13 protein-coding genes are annotated in these 14328 nt (G+C 61.3%); 3 read left to right on the forward strand and 10 right to left on the reverse strand.

The genetic code is table 11. The annotated features are described in order from the left end of the window. Window positions 1–14: 14 nt before the first annotated feature. The gene (locus ACHZCJ_RS10760) at window positions 15–590 is read right to left on the reverse strand and encodes a thiamine phosphate synthase (protein WP_159646630.1); all 576 of its coding nucleotides are present in this window, start codon (window positions 588–590) and stop codon (window positions 15–17) included. Window positions 591–645: 55 nt separating this feature from the next. Here ACHZCJ_RS10760 and ACHZCJ_RS10765 point away from each other — a divergent pair, with 55 nt between their 5' ends. Further along, a complete protein-coding gene (locus ACHZCJ_RS10765; RefSeq protein WP_321326305.1) occupies window positions 646–1314 on the forward strand; it encodes a YggS family pyridoxal phosphate-dependent enzyme in 669 nt (222 codons plus the stop codon). On the opposite strand, the gene ACHZCJ_RS10770 is transcribed toward ACHZCJ_RS10765, so the two are convergent. Genes ACHZCJ_RS10770 through pdeM form a run of 5 tightly spaced genes read right to left on the reverse strand, consistent with a single transcriptional unit; the run spans window position 1315 to window position 7011 of the window. Continuing rightward, complete coding sequence (locus ACHZCJ_RS10770; RefSeq protein ID WP_201295677.1) at window positions 1315–3177, reverse strand: sodium:proton antiporter; 1863 nt, start codon at window positions 3175–3177, stop codon at window positions 1315–1317. A 57-nt stretch (window positions 3178–3234) separates the two neighbouring features. Then, the gene (locus tag ACHZCJ_RS10775; RefSeq protein ID WP_321326307.1) at window positions 3235–4500 is read right to left on the reverse strand and encodes an adenosylmethionine--8-amino-7-oxononanoate transaminase; all 1266 of its coding nucleotides are present in this window, start codon (window positions 4498–4500) and stop codon (window positions 3235–3237) included. Beyond that, window positions 4497–5126 (reverse strand): dethiobiotin synthase, encoded by a 630-nt coding sequence (bioD, locus tag ACHZCJ_RS10780; RefSeq protein WP_321326309.1) that lies wholly within the window; start codon window positions 5124–5126, stop codon window positions 4497–4499. The genes ACHZCJ_RS10775 and bioD overlap by 4 nt, the downstream gene beginning before the upstream one ends. Then, window positions 5123–6265, reverse strand: a complete 1143-nt coding sequence (locus ACHZCJ_RS10785) for an 8-amino-7-oxononanoate synthase (RefSeq protein ID WP_321326311.1) — start codon at window positions 6263–6265, stop codon at window positions 5123–5125. Before ACHZCJ_RS10785 ends, bioD begins: the two co-directional genes overlap by 4 nt. A 17-nt stretch (window positions 6266–6282) precedes the next feature. Beyond that, window positions 6283–7011 (reverse strand): ligase-associated DNA damage response endonuclease PdeM, encoded by a 729-nt coding sequence (pdeM, locus tag ACHZCJ_RS10790; RefSeq protein WP_321326312.1) that lies wholly within the window; start codon window positions 7009–7011, stop codon window positions 6283–6285. Window positions 7012–7092: 81 nt separating this feature from the next. On the opposite strand from pdeM, the gene ACHZCJ_RS10795 reads away from it, so the two are divergent. Together ACHZCJ_RS10795 and ACHZCJ_RS10800 are read left to right on the forward strand one after the other, a co-directional pair. Then, window positions 7093–8031 (forward strand): rhodanese-related sulfurtransferase, encoded by a 939-nt coding sequence (locus ACHZCJ_RS10795; RefSeq protein ID WP_321326313.1) that lies wholly within the window; start codon window positions 7093–7095, stop codon window positions 8029–8031. After that, on the forward strand, window positions 8028–8678 hold the full coding sequence (locus tag ACHZCJ_RS10800) for a glutathione S-transferase (RefSeq protein ID WP_321326315.1): 651 nt from the start codon (window positions 8028–8030) through the stop codon (window positions 8676–8678). The genes ACHZCJ_RS10795 and ACHZCJ_RS10800 overlap by 4 nt, the downstream gene beginning before the upstream one ends. A gap of 49 nt (window positions 8679–8727) precedes the next feature. Here ACHZCJ_RS10800 and ACHZCJ_RS10805 read toward each other — a convergent pair whose 3' ends face one another. The 4 genes from ACHZCJ_RS10805 to ACHZCJ_RS10820 all read right to left on the reverse strand — a co-directional run bounded on the left by ACHZCJ_RS10805 (window position 8728) and on the right by ACHZCJ_RS10820 (window position 14316). Then, window positions 8728–9552, reverse strand: a complete 825-nt coding sequence (locus ACHZCJ_RS10805; RefSeq protein ID WP_321326317.1) for a hypothetical protein — start codon at window positions 9550–9552, stop codon at window positions 8728–8730. Between the two features lie 164 nt (window positions 9553–9716). Further along, a complete protein-coding gene (locus ACHZCJ_RS10810) occupies window positions 9717–10691 on the reverse strand; it encodes a retropepsin-like aspartic protease (RefSeq protein WP_321326319.1) in 975 nt (324 codons plus the stop codon). A 104-nt stretch (window positions 10692–10795) separates the two neighbouring features. Further along, window positions 10796–11746 carry a retroviral-like aspartic protease family protein gene (locus ACHZCJ_RS10815; RefSeq protein WP_159646670.1) on the reverse strand — a complete coding sequence of 317 codons (951 nt, stop codon included), beginning with the start codon at window positions 11744–11746 and terminating at the stop codon, window positions 10796–10798. A gap of 59 nt (window positions 11747–11805) precedes the next feature. Then, on the reverse strand, window positions 11806–14316 hold the full coding sequence (locus ACHZCJ_RS10820; protein WP_321327781.1) for a ligase-associated DNA damage response DEXH box helicase: 2511 nt from the start codon (window positions 14314–14316) through the stop codon (window positions 11806–11808). Window positions 14317–14328: the final 12 nt, after the last annotated feature.

Genomic DNA, 14328 nt, shown 5'->3' on the forward strand with positions numbered 1-14328 from the left:
ATCCCGCTTAGAGCCTAACGCAAAGCGTCAATTGCAGCCCATCCGTGGGTGAGCCGGCTTTTGTGCGTTCGATAGCGATTCCGGTTCATCCCGCCCAGATAGACCACCGGGCCTAGGCACAATGCGGATAGACGCAACGCCTGCAACGGATTCAGGGGACGCTGGCCGGGGTGCGAGCGGGTCGCGAATATCGGCGACAGGAAATACAGGTCTGCGCCGACCTGATTCGCTTGCGCAATCTCGCGGGCATCATGCACCGGAGCGCTGTGCAGCAGCCCTTGCGGCAGCATCCGCCGCTTGCTGCGGCGATGCACGCCGTCGGCGCCCCACGATCGCGCCAGCGACGGTGATCCGGCTAGAAACAGTATATGACCATGCCGCCGGGCGAGCTTTTTCACGGTATTGAAGCGGACCCGCCGCGCCGCTGTTTCCAGATGATAATGGCGAAAGACGATCCCGCTCCCGCGCGGCAGCCTTCTTACGGCCTGTTCGAGAATTGCGTCATTGCGTTTGTCGGTGAACAGCCACAGCGGCGGCAGGGTCCTACCCGTCTGGTGGGGCAAATGGGCGCGGGGCTGGTCTCGCAACATAAGCAGGCCTATAGACGCTCATCTGGCGAAAGAGAATGATTGAGAGAGATTACCCTTGGCAAACTCCCCCCTTGAAGCGATCCGCAGCAACATCGACAAAGCGGCCGGAATAGCAGACCGCAAGCCGTCGGAAATCGCGCTGATCGCAGTGTCGAAAACCCGCGGCAGCGAAGAGATACGGCCGTTGCTGGAATCCGGCCATCGCCTGTTCGGGGAAAACCGGGTGCAGGAAGCGATGGAGAAATGGCCGGCGCTGAAAGCCGACTTTCCGGATATTGAACTGCATATGATCGGCCAGTTGCAATCGAACAAGGCAGCCGAAGCGGTGGCTCTTTTTGACTATATCCATTCGCTCGACCGGCCTTCGCTGATCAAGGCACTGGCGAAGGAAATGAAGCGGCAGGAGCGTCAGATTCCCTGTTTCCTGCAGGTCAATATTGGTGAGGAACCGCAAAAGGGCGGTTGCGATATCAAGGCCGTCCCCGAATTGCTCGCCCAGGCGACATCGGCCGGAATAGAGATTGTCGGCCTGATGGCTGTTCCGCCCGACCATGAGAATCCGGTCCCCTATTTCGCGCTGCTGGCGAAACTGGCCCGCGAAGCCGGACTCGTCGGGTTGAGCATGGGCATGTCGGGAGATTTCGAACAGGCGGTCAAGCTCGGCTCGACCCATGTCCGGGTCGGCACCGCCCTGTTCGGTCCGCGGCCAACGCCAGCCGGATAATCAGCTCTCGCTGCTCTTGTCCTTGCTCTTTTCGCCGTTTTTCTCGCTGTCTTTCGCAGCCCGGTCAGCCTTGCGCTCCTCTGGCGTGTCTGGCGCGACATAGCTGATCACCACATCGCCATCCTCGATCACCGGCCGGGCGTCGGTGGCGAAGAACAGCAGTCGCCGGTCCGGCTTGAAGACCGCAAGCGGCTCCTCGTCCTTTTCCAGATTCTTACGATAATCCTCGGCGGTAAATTTCTCGGTAATATTGGTCTTGCTGAACCGCCAGCCTGCCAGATCCCGGTCGAGCAACGTACCGAAATCCGCTCCGGATTCGAACAATAAGCGGCCGCGGCCGACCCGGCTCTTGCTGTGGCTGTCATTGGCCAGGCGGCTGATCTGTTCATAACCCATTTCGGGGCCCAGATCGGCGGTGATCAGCTGGTTCTGGCTGTCATTGTCGGTAGCGGCAATGAGATGCTGATATTCGCCCATGTCGATATTGTCATTATGCGCTTCGTCGAGCACATCGCCATGGTGAATCTCCAGACCCTCGCTGCGGGCCCGGCGCAGCGCGAACCGGCTGTCGTCGGTGATCAGGACATGGATATCCAGGGATTTGAGCATTTTGCCCAGCGCGATCGACCAGCGATTGGCACCGGCTATCAATATGCCTTCACCCTTGCCTTCTGAAATCCCCAGACGTTCGGCAACCCATGAGGCAGAGAATCCATGGGCAAAGATTGTCGCAATGACGACGGCGAAGCTGAGCGGGACCAGCGCTTCCGCTCCGGGCATGCCATAATCGACCAGACGGATTGCAAACAGGCCGGTGATAGCGACGGCCACGATCCCGCGGGGCGCGATCCAGGCAATGAACAATCGCTCGCGCCATGGCACCGAACTGAACAGCAGCGCGACCAGCACCGAGACCGGGCGCACGATAAACAGCAGCAATATCAGGAAGATGACAAATTGTGGCCGGAACTGCTGCACCGTTTCCCAGTCCAGCGTTGCCGAGAGAATGATGAAGACGCCGGAGATCAGCAGCACCGCCAGATCTTCCTTGAACCGGTAGAGCGCCTGGCTCGAGTAGATTTGCCGGTTGCCCATCACGATGCCCATGACCGTGACGGTGATCAGACCGGTTTCGTGCTTGATCAGATCGGCGATGACAAAACCAGCGATGACCGTGACCAGCAGAAAGGGCGCTTTCAGATATTCGGGAACCAACCCTCGTGGAAACAGCCATGTCAGCGCAAAGCCGAGACCTGCGCCAATCAGCGCGGCGATGAAACTGGCGGCCAGCACATCCATGCTGATGACCGCGATATTGGCATTGGCGCCCTCATAGGTGATATAGGCATAGATACCGACAGCCAGCAGCGCGCCGATCGGATCGTTCACTATACCTTCCCATTTCAGAATATTGCGAACCCGGGACGGTACCCGCAAGGTCCGGAGCATCGGGCCGATTACGGTAGGACCGGTGACTATCATGATCCCACCGAGCAAGGCGGAAATTTCCCAGGACAGGCCGGCACCATAATGTGCGGCTCCGGTGCCCAGCGCCCAAGCTATCGGACCGGCGACAAGCACCATTGCGGTCACTGCGCCGCCCGCCTGGCGCAATTCGCGGAAGTTCAGGCTGAGACCGCCCTCAAACAGGATGACGGCAACCGCCAGTTTGATGATCGGTTCCTGCAGCGCGCCGAAATCGCGTTCGGGGTCGATAATGCCGAGCACCGGCCCGGCGATAATACCGACAATCAGCATCAGCGCGATGGCGGGACGGCCGGTCCGCCAGGCGATCCACTGTGCGCCGATACCGAGCAGGCCGATCAGCGCAATCTTGACCATCAGTGAATCTATTATTTCCATGAACTATCCTTGGCGGGTTTTTCGCCCATATGCAAAAAACTTTCCGGGACCCGGGGATCAGGTGCTGCCGAAATGGCCAATCGCTTGTTCAATAACGCCATAGACGGAATCCAGTTCCTCGCGGCCGATAGAATAAGGAGGCATGATGTAAACCGTATTGCCCAATGGCCGAAGTAAAATGTTGCGATCCCGGAAATAGCCGAGCAGCTGCGGCCCAAGGCTGGACATATAATCACCCGCCCCATCGTCGATCTCGAACGCCAATATCGTGCCGCTCTGGCGCAGGCCGCTGACGTTGGATTTCTGCGCCAGCCGCTCTGCAAAGGCGCGATGCGAGGCGATAATGCCGTCGATCCGTTCCTGCACCGGCTCGTCACGCCAGATCGCCAGATTGGCATTGGCCGCCGCGCAGGCAATCGGATTGGCGGTGAAGCTGCTCGAATGGAAGAACATCTGCGCCCGGTCTTCGGAATAATGCGCCTGGAAAATGGGATCCCTGGCAGCGGTAACCGCGAGCGGGATGACACCTCCGGTCAGGCCCTTGGCCATGCACAAGATATCCGGCTCGACGCCCGCCTGTTCGCAGGCAAAAACCGTGCCGGTGCGGCCCCAGCCGGTCATCACTTCGTCGGCAATGAACAGCACATCATGCTCGCGGCAGATCGCCGCCATCCGCGCCAATATTGCCGGGCCGTACATCTTCATGCCGCCTGCGCCGAGGACCAGCGGTTCGACGATCAGCGCCGCCGGCGCATTGTCGCTGTCCGTGCACAAGGCTTCCAGTTGGTCGAGTGTCTGCTGTTCGGCTCCGGCTTCCGGGAACGCTATCGTGCCGACATCAAACAGCAAAGGCGCATAGGCCTGGTTGAACACGCCGCGCGCGCCGACCGACATCGCACCAATCGTATCGCCATGATAGCTATGCTCCATGACCAGGATTTTCTGGCGCGCTTCGCCACGATTGTGCCAGTAGCCGAGCGCCATTTTGAGCGCCACCTCGACCGCGGTCGAACCGCTGTCCGAGAAGAAAATATGCTCCAGTGATTCCGGCAGGAAATCGGCGAGACCTTCGGCCAGTTCCCGCGCCGGACCATGCGTCCATCCGGCAAAGATCATCTGGTCGAGCCGGGCGCTCTGCTTCTGGATCGCGCTGACGATGGTCGGATGGCAATGGCCGTGGGTCTGCACCCACCAGCTCGATATCGCGTCAATGATCCGGGTGCCGTCGCTCTTGTACAGGCAGGCGCCTTCCGCCCGGGCGATTTCCGGGATCGGTTCGCGGAGCCCGTGCTGGGTGAAGGGATGCCAGATATTGATGCTCATGATCCGAAGGCCGCCAGATTGAAATGGGTGTTGAACGCGTCTCGCAACATGTCTGGCGTGAGCGAATCAAGCATGGGCAGGCGGCCGAGATGCGACACGGCGCCAATCCGGCAGATGGTCTGCTCGCTGTCGACATTTTCATCGCCGATAAAGGCAATGCCATGGATCGGCACGTTGCGGGCACGCAGGGCCTCGATCGTCAGCAGGCTGTGATTGATGGTGCCGAGACGGGTCGATGCGACGATGATCACCGGCTGGCCCCAATGGGCAAAGACATCGGCGAACAGCAGTTCCGGATTGACCGGTACCAGCGCGCCGCCCGCTCCCTCGATCACCAGCGGCCCGTCGACCGGCGGGATGTCCAGATCGCCCAGACCAATAGTGATGCCTTCCTGCGCCGCTGAATAATGGGGCGATGCCGGAATTTTCAGCCGGTAGCGTTCGGGTAATATCAGGGCGGGATCAACGCCGCCGATCCTGGCGACCGTCTCGCTGTCGGTGCCGTCTTCAAGTCCCGCCTGCACCGGTTTCCAGTAATGCGCGCCCATCGCCGCGGTCAGCGCCGCGGCAAAAATGCTCTTGCCGATATCGGTATCGGTACCGGTGATCACATATTTCCGGCTCATGCCGCCTCTGCTTGTGCCAGCGCCTCGTGCAAAGCGGCTGCGAGATTTCTAATGTCTTCCTGCGTCACGTTGAGGGTCAGCGAGATGCGCAGGCGGGCGCTTCCGGCCGGAACCGTCGGCGGGCGAATGGCGCGGACGTCATATCCCTGGTCCTGCAACCGGGTGGCGACGCTGACAGCGAGCCGGTCGTCGCCGAGAATGACCGGAAATATCTGGCTGTCCTGATGCTCGCCGAGCGACAGGCCGGCAAAGCAGCTCTGGGCGAGCGCGATATGGTCCGCCAGAGCGGTCTGCAGCGCAGGATTGTCTGCAACATGGACGATCGCCTGCTGCGCCAGATGCGCGGTTAGAGGGCTGGGCGCGGTGGAAAAGATGAAGGGCCGGGCGCGGTTGATGAAAAATTCGCGCAGGATCTTCGGCATGGTCAAAATCCCGCCTTCGCCGCCGAGCGCCTTGCCGCAGGTGCGCAACAGGATCGCATTCTCCTGCCGGCCTATGGGGCCGGCCAGACCGCTGCCGCCTTCACCGAAAACGCCCACCGCATGGGCTTCGTCGATCACCAGCATCGCATCATGGGTATTGGCGATCTGTGCGAGATCACTGAGCGGTGCCCGGTCGCCGTCCATGCTGTAGAGGCTCTCCACCGCGATCCACACGGTTCCCGGGCCACCGGATTGGCGCCAGCTCCGGATAGCCTGTTCGAGCGCATTGCAGTCACTATGGGCAAAGGGCTGAAACGCGGCGCGGCCCAGCTTCATCCCGTCATGGACGCTGGCGTGGACCAGCGCGTCGTACAGCACCAGGTCGCCGGTCTGTGGCAGGGTCGCGAACAGTGCGGTATTGGCGGCAAAGCCCGATCCGAAGAACAGGCTGGCCTCCGCACCATAATGGCTGGCGGCAAAGGCTTCGAGCGCTTCATGTTCGGGATGATTGCCGCCGAGCAACCGCGATCCGCCCGATCCGTGCGCCATGCCACCAGCAATCGCCGCCTGCGCCACCTCCTTCAGATAGGGGCTGCGCGACAGGCCGAGATAATCATTGGAAGAAAAGTCCTTGCCGGCGGGAATCAGAAGCCGCCGTTTGCGACCCGCCTTGTCGAGAGCGTCCAGTTGATCGCGATAGGGTTTGAATCGATCCATGAATGCGCCGTTAGCAGTCAGCGACCCGTGGTGGCCAGAGGCAATGCAAGCTGGCTGCCATCGACTGTCTCTATTGTCCTGTCGCGGAACGGTAGCGGGAAGCAGACCGGCTTGTCCTTCAGGCCGATAATCGCTTCCGCCGGTCCGCCGACGCAGGCCTCGATCACCGGATCCTGCGCCGCCATGCCGCCGGTCAGCGCCCCGAACGCGGGCATGATCAGATGCTGGCGCCCCCTGACAAAACAGCGCCGCGACAGATGGCGGCCGCGCGTGGCGATCCGGATTTTCGGGTGATAATGGCCGGATATTTCAGGCAACAGGCTTTCCGGCGTGGCCTCGTGGCGCAGGGCCAGCCCCTCGCCGGTCCATTCGTCGACCACTGTGCCACCCCATAGCCCGGAAACATCGCGGTCATGATTGCCGGTGATCCAGATCCAGTCGAGCGCGGCGGTCATCGCCGAGAGCTGCCGCGCCGCCTCCGGTTCCAGCCGCGCCTCGCCCTCGCCATCATGATAATTGTCACCCAGGCAGAAGACCCGCGTCGCGCCGGTTTTGCTCACCAGAGCGGCCAGTTCGGCCAGCGTCGCCTGGCTGTCATAGGGCGGCAGCATCTGGCCCTGCCGCGCAAAGAAACTCGCCTTTTCCAGATGGAGGTCTGCTACCAGCAGCGCGTTCCGGGCTGGCCAGTATAGCGCGGCCGGCGCCACGATATCAAAGCGGTGTTGGGCGAACAGAAGGGGAACCATGGAGCCGCTATGCGATGAACATGGGCGCTATGCAAGCCACCGGGTTGGAATTTCTGGCTCGACCGCACTATATGCGCCCTCATGACCGAATCTCAAACGCCCGTAAAAGTCGCCGCACTCTATCATTTTGCCGTGGTCGATGATCCTTCAGCTCTGCGTCTGCAAGTGCTGCCGCTGTGCGAGCAGCATGGCCTCAAGGGCACGATCCTGTTGGCGCATGAGGGCATCAACGGCACGATTGCCGGTGCGCCCGAGGCGATTGACGCGGTAATAGAGGGCCTGCGCCAGTTGCCCCGTTTCGCCGATCTCGAGGTCAAATATTCCGAGGCCAGCGCGATGCCTTTCCTGCGGATGAAGGTCCGGCTGAAAAAGGAAATCGTCTCGATGGGGGTCGAGGGCGTCGATGCCGCGACCGAGAAAGGCGCCTATGTCGACCCGGCTGACTGGAACGACCTGATCGCCGACCCCGACACGATCGTGATTGACACGCGCAACGCCTATGAAGTGGCGATCGGCAGCTTTGACGGGGCGATCAACCCGAACACGGAAAGCTTCCGCGACTTCCCGGCCTGGTTCGACGATTTTTCCGAAAAGCTGCGGCAGGATCCGGACAAGGCACCGAGGATCGCGATGTTCTGCACCGGCGGCATCCGCTGCGAAAAGGCGACGGCCTATGTCAAGGCGCAGGGCTTTGACGATGTCCAGCATCTCAAGGGCGGCATATTGAAATATCTCGAACATGTGCCCGAAACCGAAAGCATGTGGCAGGGCGACTGTTTCCTGTTCGACCAGCGTGTCGCCGTCGGCCACGGATTGCAAGAAGCCGATTATGGCCAGTGCTATGCCTGCCGGATGCCGCTGAACGCCGCCGACCGCGCTTCGCCCGACTATATTCCCGGTGAAGCCTGCCCCCATTGCATCGACCAGCGGACCGACGAACAGCGCGCCCGCTATCGCGAACGCCAGCGCCAGGTCGAAAAAGCCGCGGCCGAGGGCCGGCAGCATCTCGGCACCGAATGACCGACCTGCCCGTCCTCTACAGTTTTCGGCGCTGCCCCTATGCGATGCGCGCAAGAATGGCGCTGCTGGTCAGCGAAACTCCGGTCCGCCTGCGCGAAGTGGTGCTGCGTGACAAACCGGAAGAAATGATCGCCGCCTCGCCCAAGGCGACGGTGCCGGTGCTGGTGCTGCCCGACGGACAGGTCATCGACGAAAGCCTGGCGATCATGCGCTGGGCGCTGGACCGCAACGACCCGCAAGACTGGTTGCAGCGCACCGCTGCCGGAACCGAGCTGATTGCGGAAGCCGACGGCCCGTTCAAACACCATCTTGACCGCTACAAATATCCCACCCGCTACGAAAATGTCGACCCGCTCGACCATCGCGCGGGCGGTCTGGTCTTTCTTGAAAAGCTCGATGGTCTGATTCAACCGTCAGGGCAGCTGATGGGCGCTGAGCCCACGCTGGCCGACCACGCGATCTTTCCGTTCGTCCGCCAGTTCGCCAACAACGACCGCGGCTGGTTCGACGCGCTGCCCCTGTCCGCCCTGCAGAAATGGCTCGGCGACCATCTCGCTTCGCCCTTATTTGCCACCACGATGCAGAAATATCCGCAGTGGAAGAGCGGGGACGAGGAACCGGTTTTTGCTTTGGATGTGACGGTTTAAAGCGGCTTGCGAGGCTCGCACAAAAATCCGGAGACGCAATGCGCCCCGATCAGATTCCGACGCGCAACTTGAGGCCGACCCTTGTATCCGGCGCAGCGTCTGACAGGCCGACGGCGCCGTCGACACCGATCCGGACCGAGCGGCTCAAACTGGTTCCGAATCCCATGTTGAGGCTCTGGCTGTCGCCGATGCTGGTGGAGGCGGACTGCTCATAGGAATAGGAAGCGGTCAGGGCGCTGCTCTTGCCGAGCAGCACATGACTCCCCGCCGTGCCCGATAGCCGGTTGCGGGTTTCGAAATCATCCGGCTCGCCGACAATCGTATAGCCAGCACCGACAAATGGCACGACCGCGCCCATTTTTCTGGAGAGCTGGCCGGACACTCCATAGTCGACCTTGCCGGTGCCAAGCCCTTTCTCCCGCGATGCGGTGGGCAGTTTGACCGAAGCGCCGACCGTGGCGTTCACGCCTGAGACGGGCAGTTTATAGGCCGCATTGAGGGACAGGTCGCCGATGCCTTCCCGCTTTACCTGCCCTGTCTGCGAGCCGTCTGACGCCAGTAGCGGCGTGCCGAACAGCCCGCCCTGGTTGACGATAACCTCCTGCGGAGCTGTGGAGGAGATATAGGGTAGCGACGCGGACGCGCTGAACCGGCCTGTGGTCATTGCGATACCGGTGGTGGCGAATGTGGTCTTGTAATCCAGTCCTTGCCCGGCATCGCCCTCGATATGATCCACATCAGCGAGCAGATAGAATCGGGCGTCGTCTCCGGCGCTTCGATTCTCCTGAGCGCTGGCGACCGGAAGATCGGAAGTCTGCGCCGGAGCAGGGCTGGCGGCGGCAAGAAAAATCGGCAGGGTGAGAAAAATACGCATATCGGGTTCGCTCCTTGAAGACGTGGCAAGCCGGGCGGGCGCTTGCCTGTGCAAGGGGAACGAACCGCAGCGGCGGTTTAATCCAAATTATTTTTCGACCATTTCTCTAACCCCGAATTCGCCGCCACGGGACACTGTCGTTCGTGTCCCGGAGAGCCTGTCGGTCAGAAGTGGATCTTGCTGTTCAGCGGCTGATCGACAAATTCTCTCGTACTTCTGGGTGTCAGAAAGTGGATTTTCCGTCTGGGAAAGTCGATTGCGACCTGGTCAAATTTGCGTAGCACATCCATTCCGATCAGCACCGCCGGCTTTTCAGCGAGGCCCAAGCGTTCGAACGGTGGCGAATCCGCGAAGGCCACGGACAGGCGCGGGAAGCGGGCGCGGCCGATGCGAAAATCGCGAACCATGCCAAATTCCGCACCCAGCGTGGCGCCGGTGACCGATATCAGAAGGTCAGCATCGTCGAGTTCCTTGGCGCGTCGCTGCAACCGTTGCCGCAAGGCCAGATTGCCGATCGACATCTGCGCTCCGGTATCGACGATCACGTTGACCTCGATTCCGGCGATCTTGGCATCGGTGAAAATCAGCTGGCCGGAACGGCGCTTGGCGGTCACCACGATTTCCCGGGATCTTGCGCGGCCGCGGGCTTCATCCGCGTCTTCGACAATGATCTGATCGGCGACAAAATCGAACAAAATCCGCTGGTCCTGCAAGCCGTCCAGCCCCAATATGCCATCGGCCCCAATATGCTGGGCCGCCAGAACGGGAGAAATCAGGCCATCATAGTTTTTACGACCCATGGTCAGGCGGGGCACATAGACCATATCAACCGTTGTCGTGCCGGCAATACTCATCAGCTCGGCCGGTTTTTCCCCCTCGAGCGCAAGGCTGTCGGCAATTTTGCGGGAGATCACACTTCGTTCGGCACCGGTGTCGATGACGAAAGAAAAAGGTCCCTTGCCTTCGATACTGACCGGAACGGTCATCCGCTCGGCCCGATCCTGTTCGATATCGACAATTTCGCCTTCCGGACTGCCCAGGCTGCCCGGCTTCACCGACTGACCGAGCGGAAGGGGATAGGCCATCGTCAGCGCCGAAGCCAGAATCGCGGGGGTCATGCTGGTAAATAGGGCTGGCATCGTCTCTCCAATCTGTGTGTGCCGGGCAGTGACAGCTTAGTGCCTGATGACCCGATTGGGGCGGTTATAGCATAATCTATGTTTTGCTTCGACAAAGAAGATTCTCAGCCATCTTTCGGGATCAGGAAATAGATTTTCCGGTTGGCGAAATCGATTGCCACCCGGTCGAATTTGCGCAGCGCGTCCATGCCGAGGAAGAGCGCTGGCTTCTTTTCCAGTTTCAGCGCCTTGAACGGGGCAATATCGGCAAAGGCAATCGGGATGATACCGAAACGCGCGCGCCCGATCAGCAATTCCTCGGCAATGCCGTAATCGGCTTCGATCGAGCGGCCGGTGACATCAACCAGACTGGTTTTGACGAGCGCGGAAGATGGGATGCGCAACCGCCGCTGCAGCGCCTTGTTGCCGATCGAAAGCTCGCCGCCCGTGTCGATGATCACGCTGGTTTTGACCCCGGCTATCGTGGCATTGGTAAAAATCAGCTGGCCGGACCGCCGCCGTGCCGTGACCACGATTTCGCGGAGGGAGCGGCTTTTCAGCTTCTTTGTTGTATCTTCGACCGAAATATTCTTGCCGAGAAAGTCGAATAAGATCCGTTGTCCCTGCAGACTGTCGAGTCCGAGCACACCATCGGCGCCGATATTGGCCTTCCGGAATGTCGGCGAAACCAGACTGTCATAGCTGCGTTTTCCCAGAGTCAGGCTGGGCACATAAACGGTCTCGACGATGGTGGTTCCGGCCAGAGCGATTATCCGGACCTGGTCTTCCACATCGAGGGCCAGCGCGCCGGCGATTTCCTTCGACAATATGGTGCGCTGCGAAGCCGTATCGATGATGAACCGATAGGGGCCGCTGTCAGCGATGCGCACCGCAACCGTCATCCGGTCGAGCCGGTCGCTGGCGATCGCTATCTGTTCCGGATCGGACTGGAGAAATTCCTCCGGCAGCGTGTCGGCGATGCGGGCTTCGGTTTGCGGTTCGCCCTGAAGCGGCACAAGCGGCTGAGCCGCGAGAAGCGACGCACAGACGGGCAACAGCATCGTCGGACAAGCCATTTCGCCACTTTAGGACAAAAACGGCCAAGCGCCAAATCCCGGCCAGTGGCCAGCCCGTTCTAGTCCAGCGTCATCGCCTCGCTGATCAGCGATTCCGCCTCGATCAGCAACGCGTCGTCGGTTGCCCCCTGCGCAACATGTTCGCGCCCGATCATAACCAGCACCGGCACCGCCAGCGGACTGACCCGCTCCAGTTCGACATGGATGATCGACTCCGCCGCCCGGTCGAGCAGGTCGCCCAGTCTCCCGACATCGGTCATCCGCGCCCTCGCGTCTGCCCAGGCCGCCTGCATCAAAAGATGATCCGGCTCATATTTGCGGAGCACGTCGAAAATCAGGTCGGTCGAGAAGGTGACCTGCTTGCCGGTCTTGCGCTTGCCGGGATGCTGACGCTCGACCAGTCCGCTGATCACCGCGACCTCGCGAAAGGCGCGCTTCAGCAGATGCGAATTCTCGACCCAGTCGAAAAATTCCCCTTCCAATATGTCGGCGCTGAAAAGGGGACGGGGATCGGTCACCGGTTCGACGCTATAACAGGCCAGTGCGTAATCATTGGCGACAAAGCCGACCGGCTTGAGGCCGCGATCCTCCATCCGCCGGGTCAGCAGCATGCCGAGTGACTGGTGCGCATTCCAGCCCTCGAAACTGTAGCAGACCATATAATGCAGCTTCTTGTGCGGAAAGGTCTCGACCAGCAATTGCCCCGGCTCGGGCATTACCGAGCGATGGTCCTGCATCTCCAGCCATTCGCGCACATCATCGGGGAAGCGGGCCCAGCCGGCGCGGTCGGTCAGAAAGCCCCGAACCCGGTCGGACAAATGGGTGGTCAGCGGCAGCCGCGCGCCGCCATAGCTGGGGATCATTGCGGCTTTTTTGGCCGCGCGGACAATGACATCGCTGGCATCCATATTGATCAGCTCGAGGCTCAGTCCGGCGAAGAAGAACGTGTCGCCGACCGACAGCATAGCGGCAAAGCCTTCCTCGACCTTGCCGAGATTGCGACCGTTCTTGAAGCGGACATTCATCATCGCCGCGTCGACGATGATCCCCGCATTCAGCCGGTGCTGGGCGGCGAATTTCGGATGGGTAAGGCTCCATACACCTTTTGCGTCACGCCGCAGCCGCTTGAATCTGTCATAGGCCTTGAGCGCATAGCCGCCGTCGCGGGTGAAGTTCAGCACCCGCTCGAACTGTTCTTTCGACAGGGCGCTATAAGGCAATGCGCTTTGCACCTCGTCGAGCAGATCATCCTCCTGAAACGGACCGGCGCAGGCGCAGCTCATAACGTGCTGGGCGAGCACGTCGAGACCGCCGGCGCGAAACGGCTCGCCGTCGCGGCGGCCTTCATTGACGGCATCGAGCGCCGCCTGCGCCTCGAGATATTCAAAGCGGTTGCCCGGTACGAGCAGGGCCTTGGATGAGACATCCAGACGGTGGTTGGCGCGGCCGATCCGCTGCAGCAGGCGCGAGGAGCCCTTGGGCGCGCCCATCTGGATCACGCAATCAATATCGCCCCAGTCGACCCCGAGGTCGAGCGAGGCGGTGCAGACCAGCGCTCGCATCTTCCCTGACGCCATGGCGTTTTCGACCTTGCGCCGGGCTTCCTTCGACAGGCTGCCGTGATGGACGCCGATGGCGAGCGTCTCGTCATTGATGTTCCACAGCTGCTGGAACGTGAACTCGGCGAGAAACCGCGTGTTGCAGAAGATCAGGGTCATTCGGTTCTTGCGTATCTGCTCCATAACCTGCGGTATCGCATAAGTCCCGGCATGACCGGCCCAGGGCACCCGCACCGGATCGCCCTCGGGTGTCTCGGGCAGCATGATCGATACGTCGGCCGGCGCGCCCTCCGCGCCCAGCACATGGGTGACGGTATCGATATCGCCATAAGGCGCGAGCCAGGCGCGGAAATCATCCGGCTCGGCCACCGTCGCGGACAGGGCGACCCGCTGCATCTCCGGGGCGATTTTTTGCAGCCGCGCCAGCGAGAGCGCGAGCAGGTCACCGCGCTTGCCGGTGGCAAAGGCGTGCACCTCGTCGATTACAACACGCCGGAGACCCGCGAACAGGGCAAAGCTTTCCGGCTGGCTGAGCAGCAGGTTGAGCGATTCCGGTGTGGTCAGCAAAATGTGCGGCGGCTTCACCCGTTGCCGCGCCTTGCGATTGGCCGGCGTATCGCCACTGCGCGTCTCGACCGTGATCGGCAGGCCCATTTCCGCGATCGGCGTCAGCAGGTTGCGCTGCACATCGACGGCGAGCGCCTTGAGCGGGGAGATATAGAGCGTGTGGAGGTCGTGCCGTTCGTGTTGAGCCTGTCGAAGCACCGGGCCGGGCGCAATCGATCCTGCGACGGGCTCGGGGCGAATGGATGTCGCTGTCTCGCCTTCAACCAGCTCCACCAGTGTCGGCAAGAAACCCGCCAGAGTCTTGCCCGCACCCGTCGGCGCCGTCAGCAGGGCATGACGTCCCGCCCGGGCCGCCTGGAGCATTGCCAGCTGGTGCGGCCGCACGCGCCAGCCGCGCGTGGCGAACCAGTCGCTCAGGATCGAGGGAATGTTGTCACGGGCCATTGCATCTGAATG

The sequence above is a fragment of the uncultured Parasphingorhabdus sp. genome (genome assembly GCF_963677535.2).
Classification (GTDB): Bacteria; Pseudomonadota; Alphaproteobacteria; order Sphingomonadales; family Sphingomonadaceae; genus Parasphingorhabdus.

What these genes read in the sequence shown, in the direction of transcription:
- ACHZCJ_RS10760 (WP_159646630.1), bottom strand. Translation starts at nt 590, where the DNA reads ATGTTGCGAGACCAGCCCCGCGCCCATTTGCCCCACCAGACGGGTAGG.
- ACHZCJ_RS10770 (WP_201295677.1), bottom strand. Translation starts at nt 3,177, where the DNA reads ATGGAAATAATAGATTCACTGATGGTCAAGATTGCGCTGATCGGCCTG.
- ACHZCJ_RS10775 (WP_321326307.1), bottom strand. Translation starts at nt 4,500, where the DNA reads ATGAGCATCAATATCTGGCATCCCTTCACCCAGCACGGGCTCCGCGAA.
- bioD (WP_321326309.1), bottom strand. Translation starts at nt 5,126, where the DNA reads ATGAGCCGGAAATATGTGATCACCGGTACCGATACCGATATCGGCAAG.
- ACHZCJ_RS10785 (WP_321326311.1), bottom strand. Translation starts at nt 6,265, where the DNA reads ATGGATCGATTCAAACCCTATCGCGATCAACTGGACGCTCTCGACAAG.
- pdeM (WP_321326312.1), bottom strand. Translation starts at nt 7,011, where the DNA reads ATGGTTCCCCTTCTGTTCGCCCAACACCGCTTTGATATCGTGGCGCCG.
- ACHZCJ_RS10795 (WP_321326313.1), top strand. Translation starts at nt 7,093, where the DNA reads ATGACCGAATCTCAAACGCCCGTAAAAGTCGCCGCACTCTATCATTTT.
- ACHZCJ_RS10800 (WP_321326315.1), top strand. Translation starts at nt 8,028, where the DNA reads ATGACCGACCTGCCCGTCCTCTACAGTTTTCGGCGCTGCCCCTATGCG.
- ACHZCJ_RS10805 (WP_321326317.1), bottom strand. Translation starts at nt 9,552, where the DNA reads ATGCGTATTTTTCTCACCCTGCCGATTTTTCTTGCCGCCGCCAGCCCT.
- ACHZCJ_RS10810 (WP_321326319.1), bottom strand. Translation starts at nt 10,691, where the DNA reads ATGCCAGCCCTATTTACCAGCATGACCCCCGCGATTCTGGCTTCGGCG.
- ACHZCJ_RS10815 (WP_159646670.1), bottom strand. Translation starts at nt 11,746, where the DNA reads ATGGCTTGTCCGACGATGCTGTTGCCCGTCTGTGCGTCGCTTCTCGCG.
- ACHZCJ_RS10820 (WP_321327781.1), bottom strand. Translation starts at nt 14,316, where the DNA reads ATGGCCCGTGACAACATTCCCTCGATCCTGAGCGACTGGTTCGCCACG.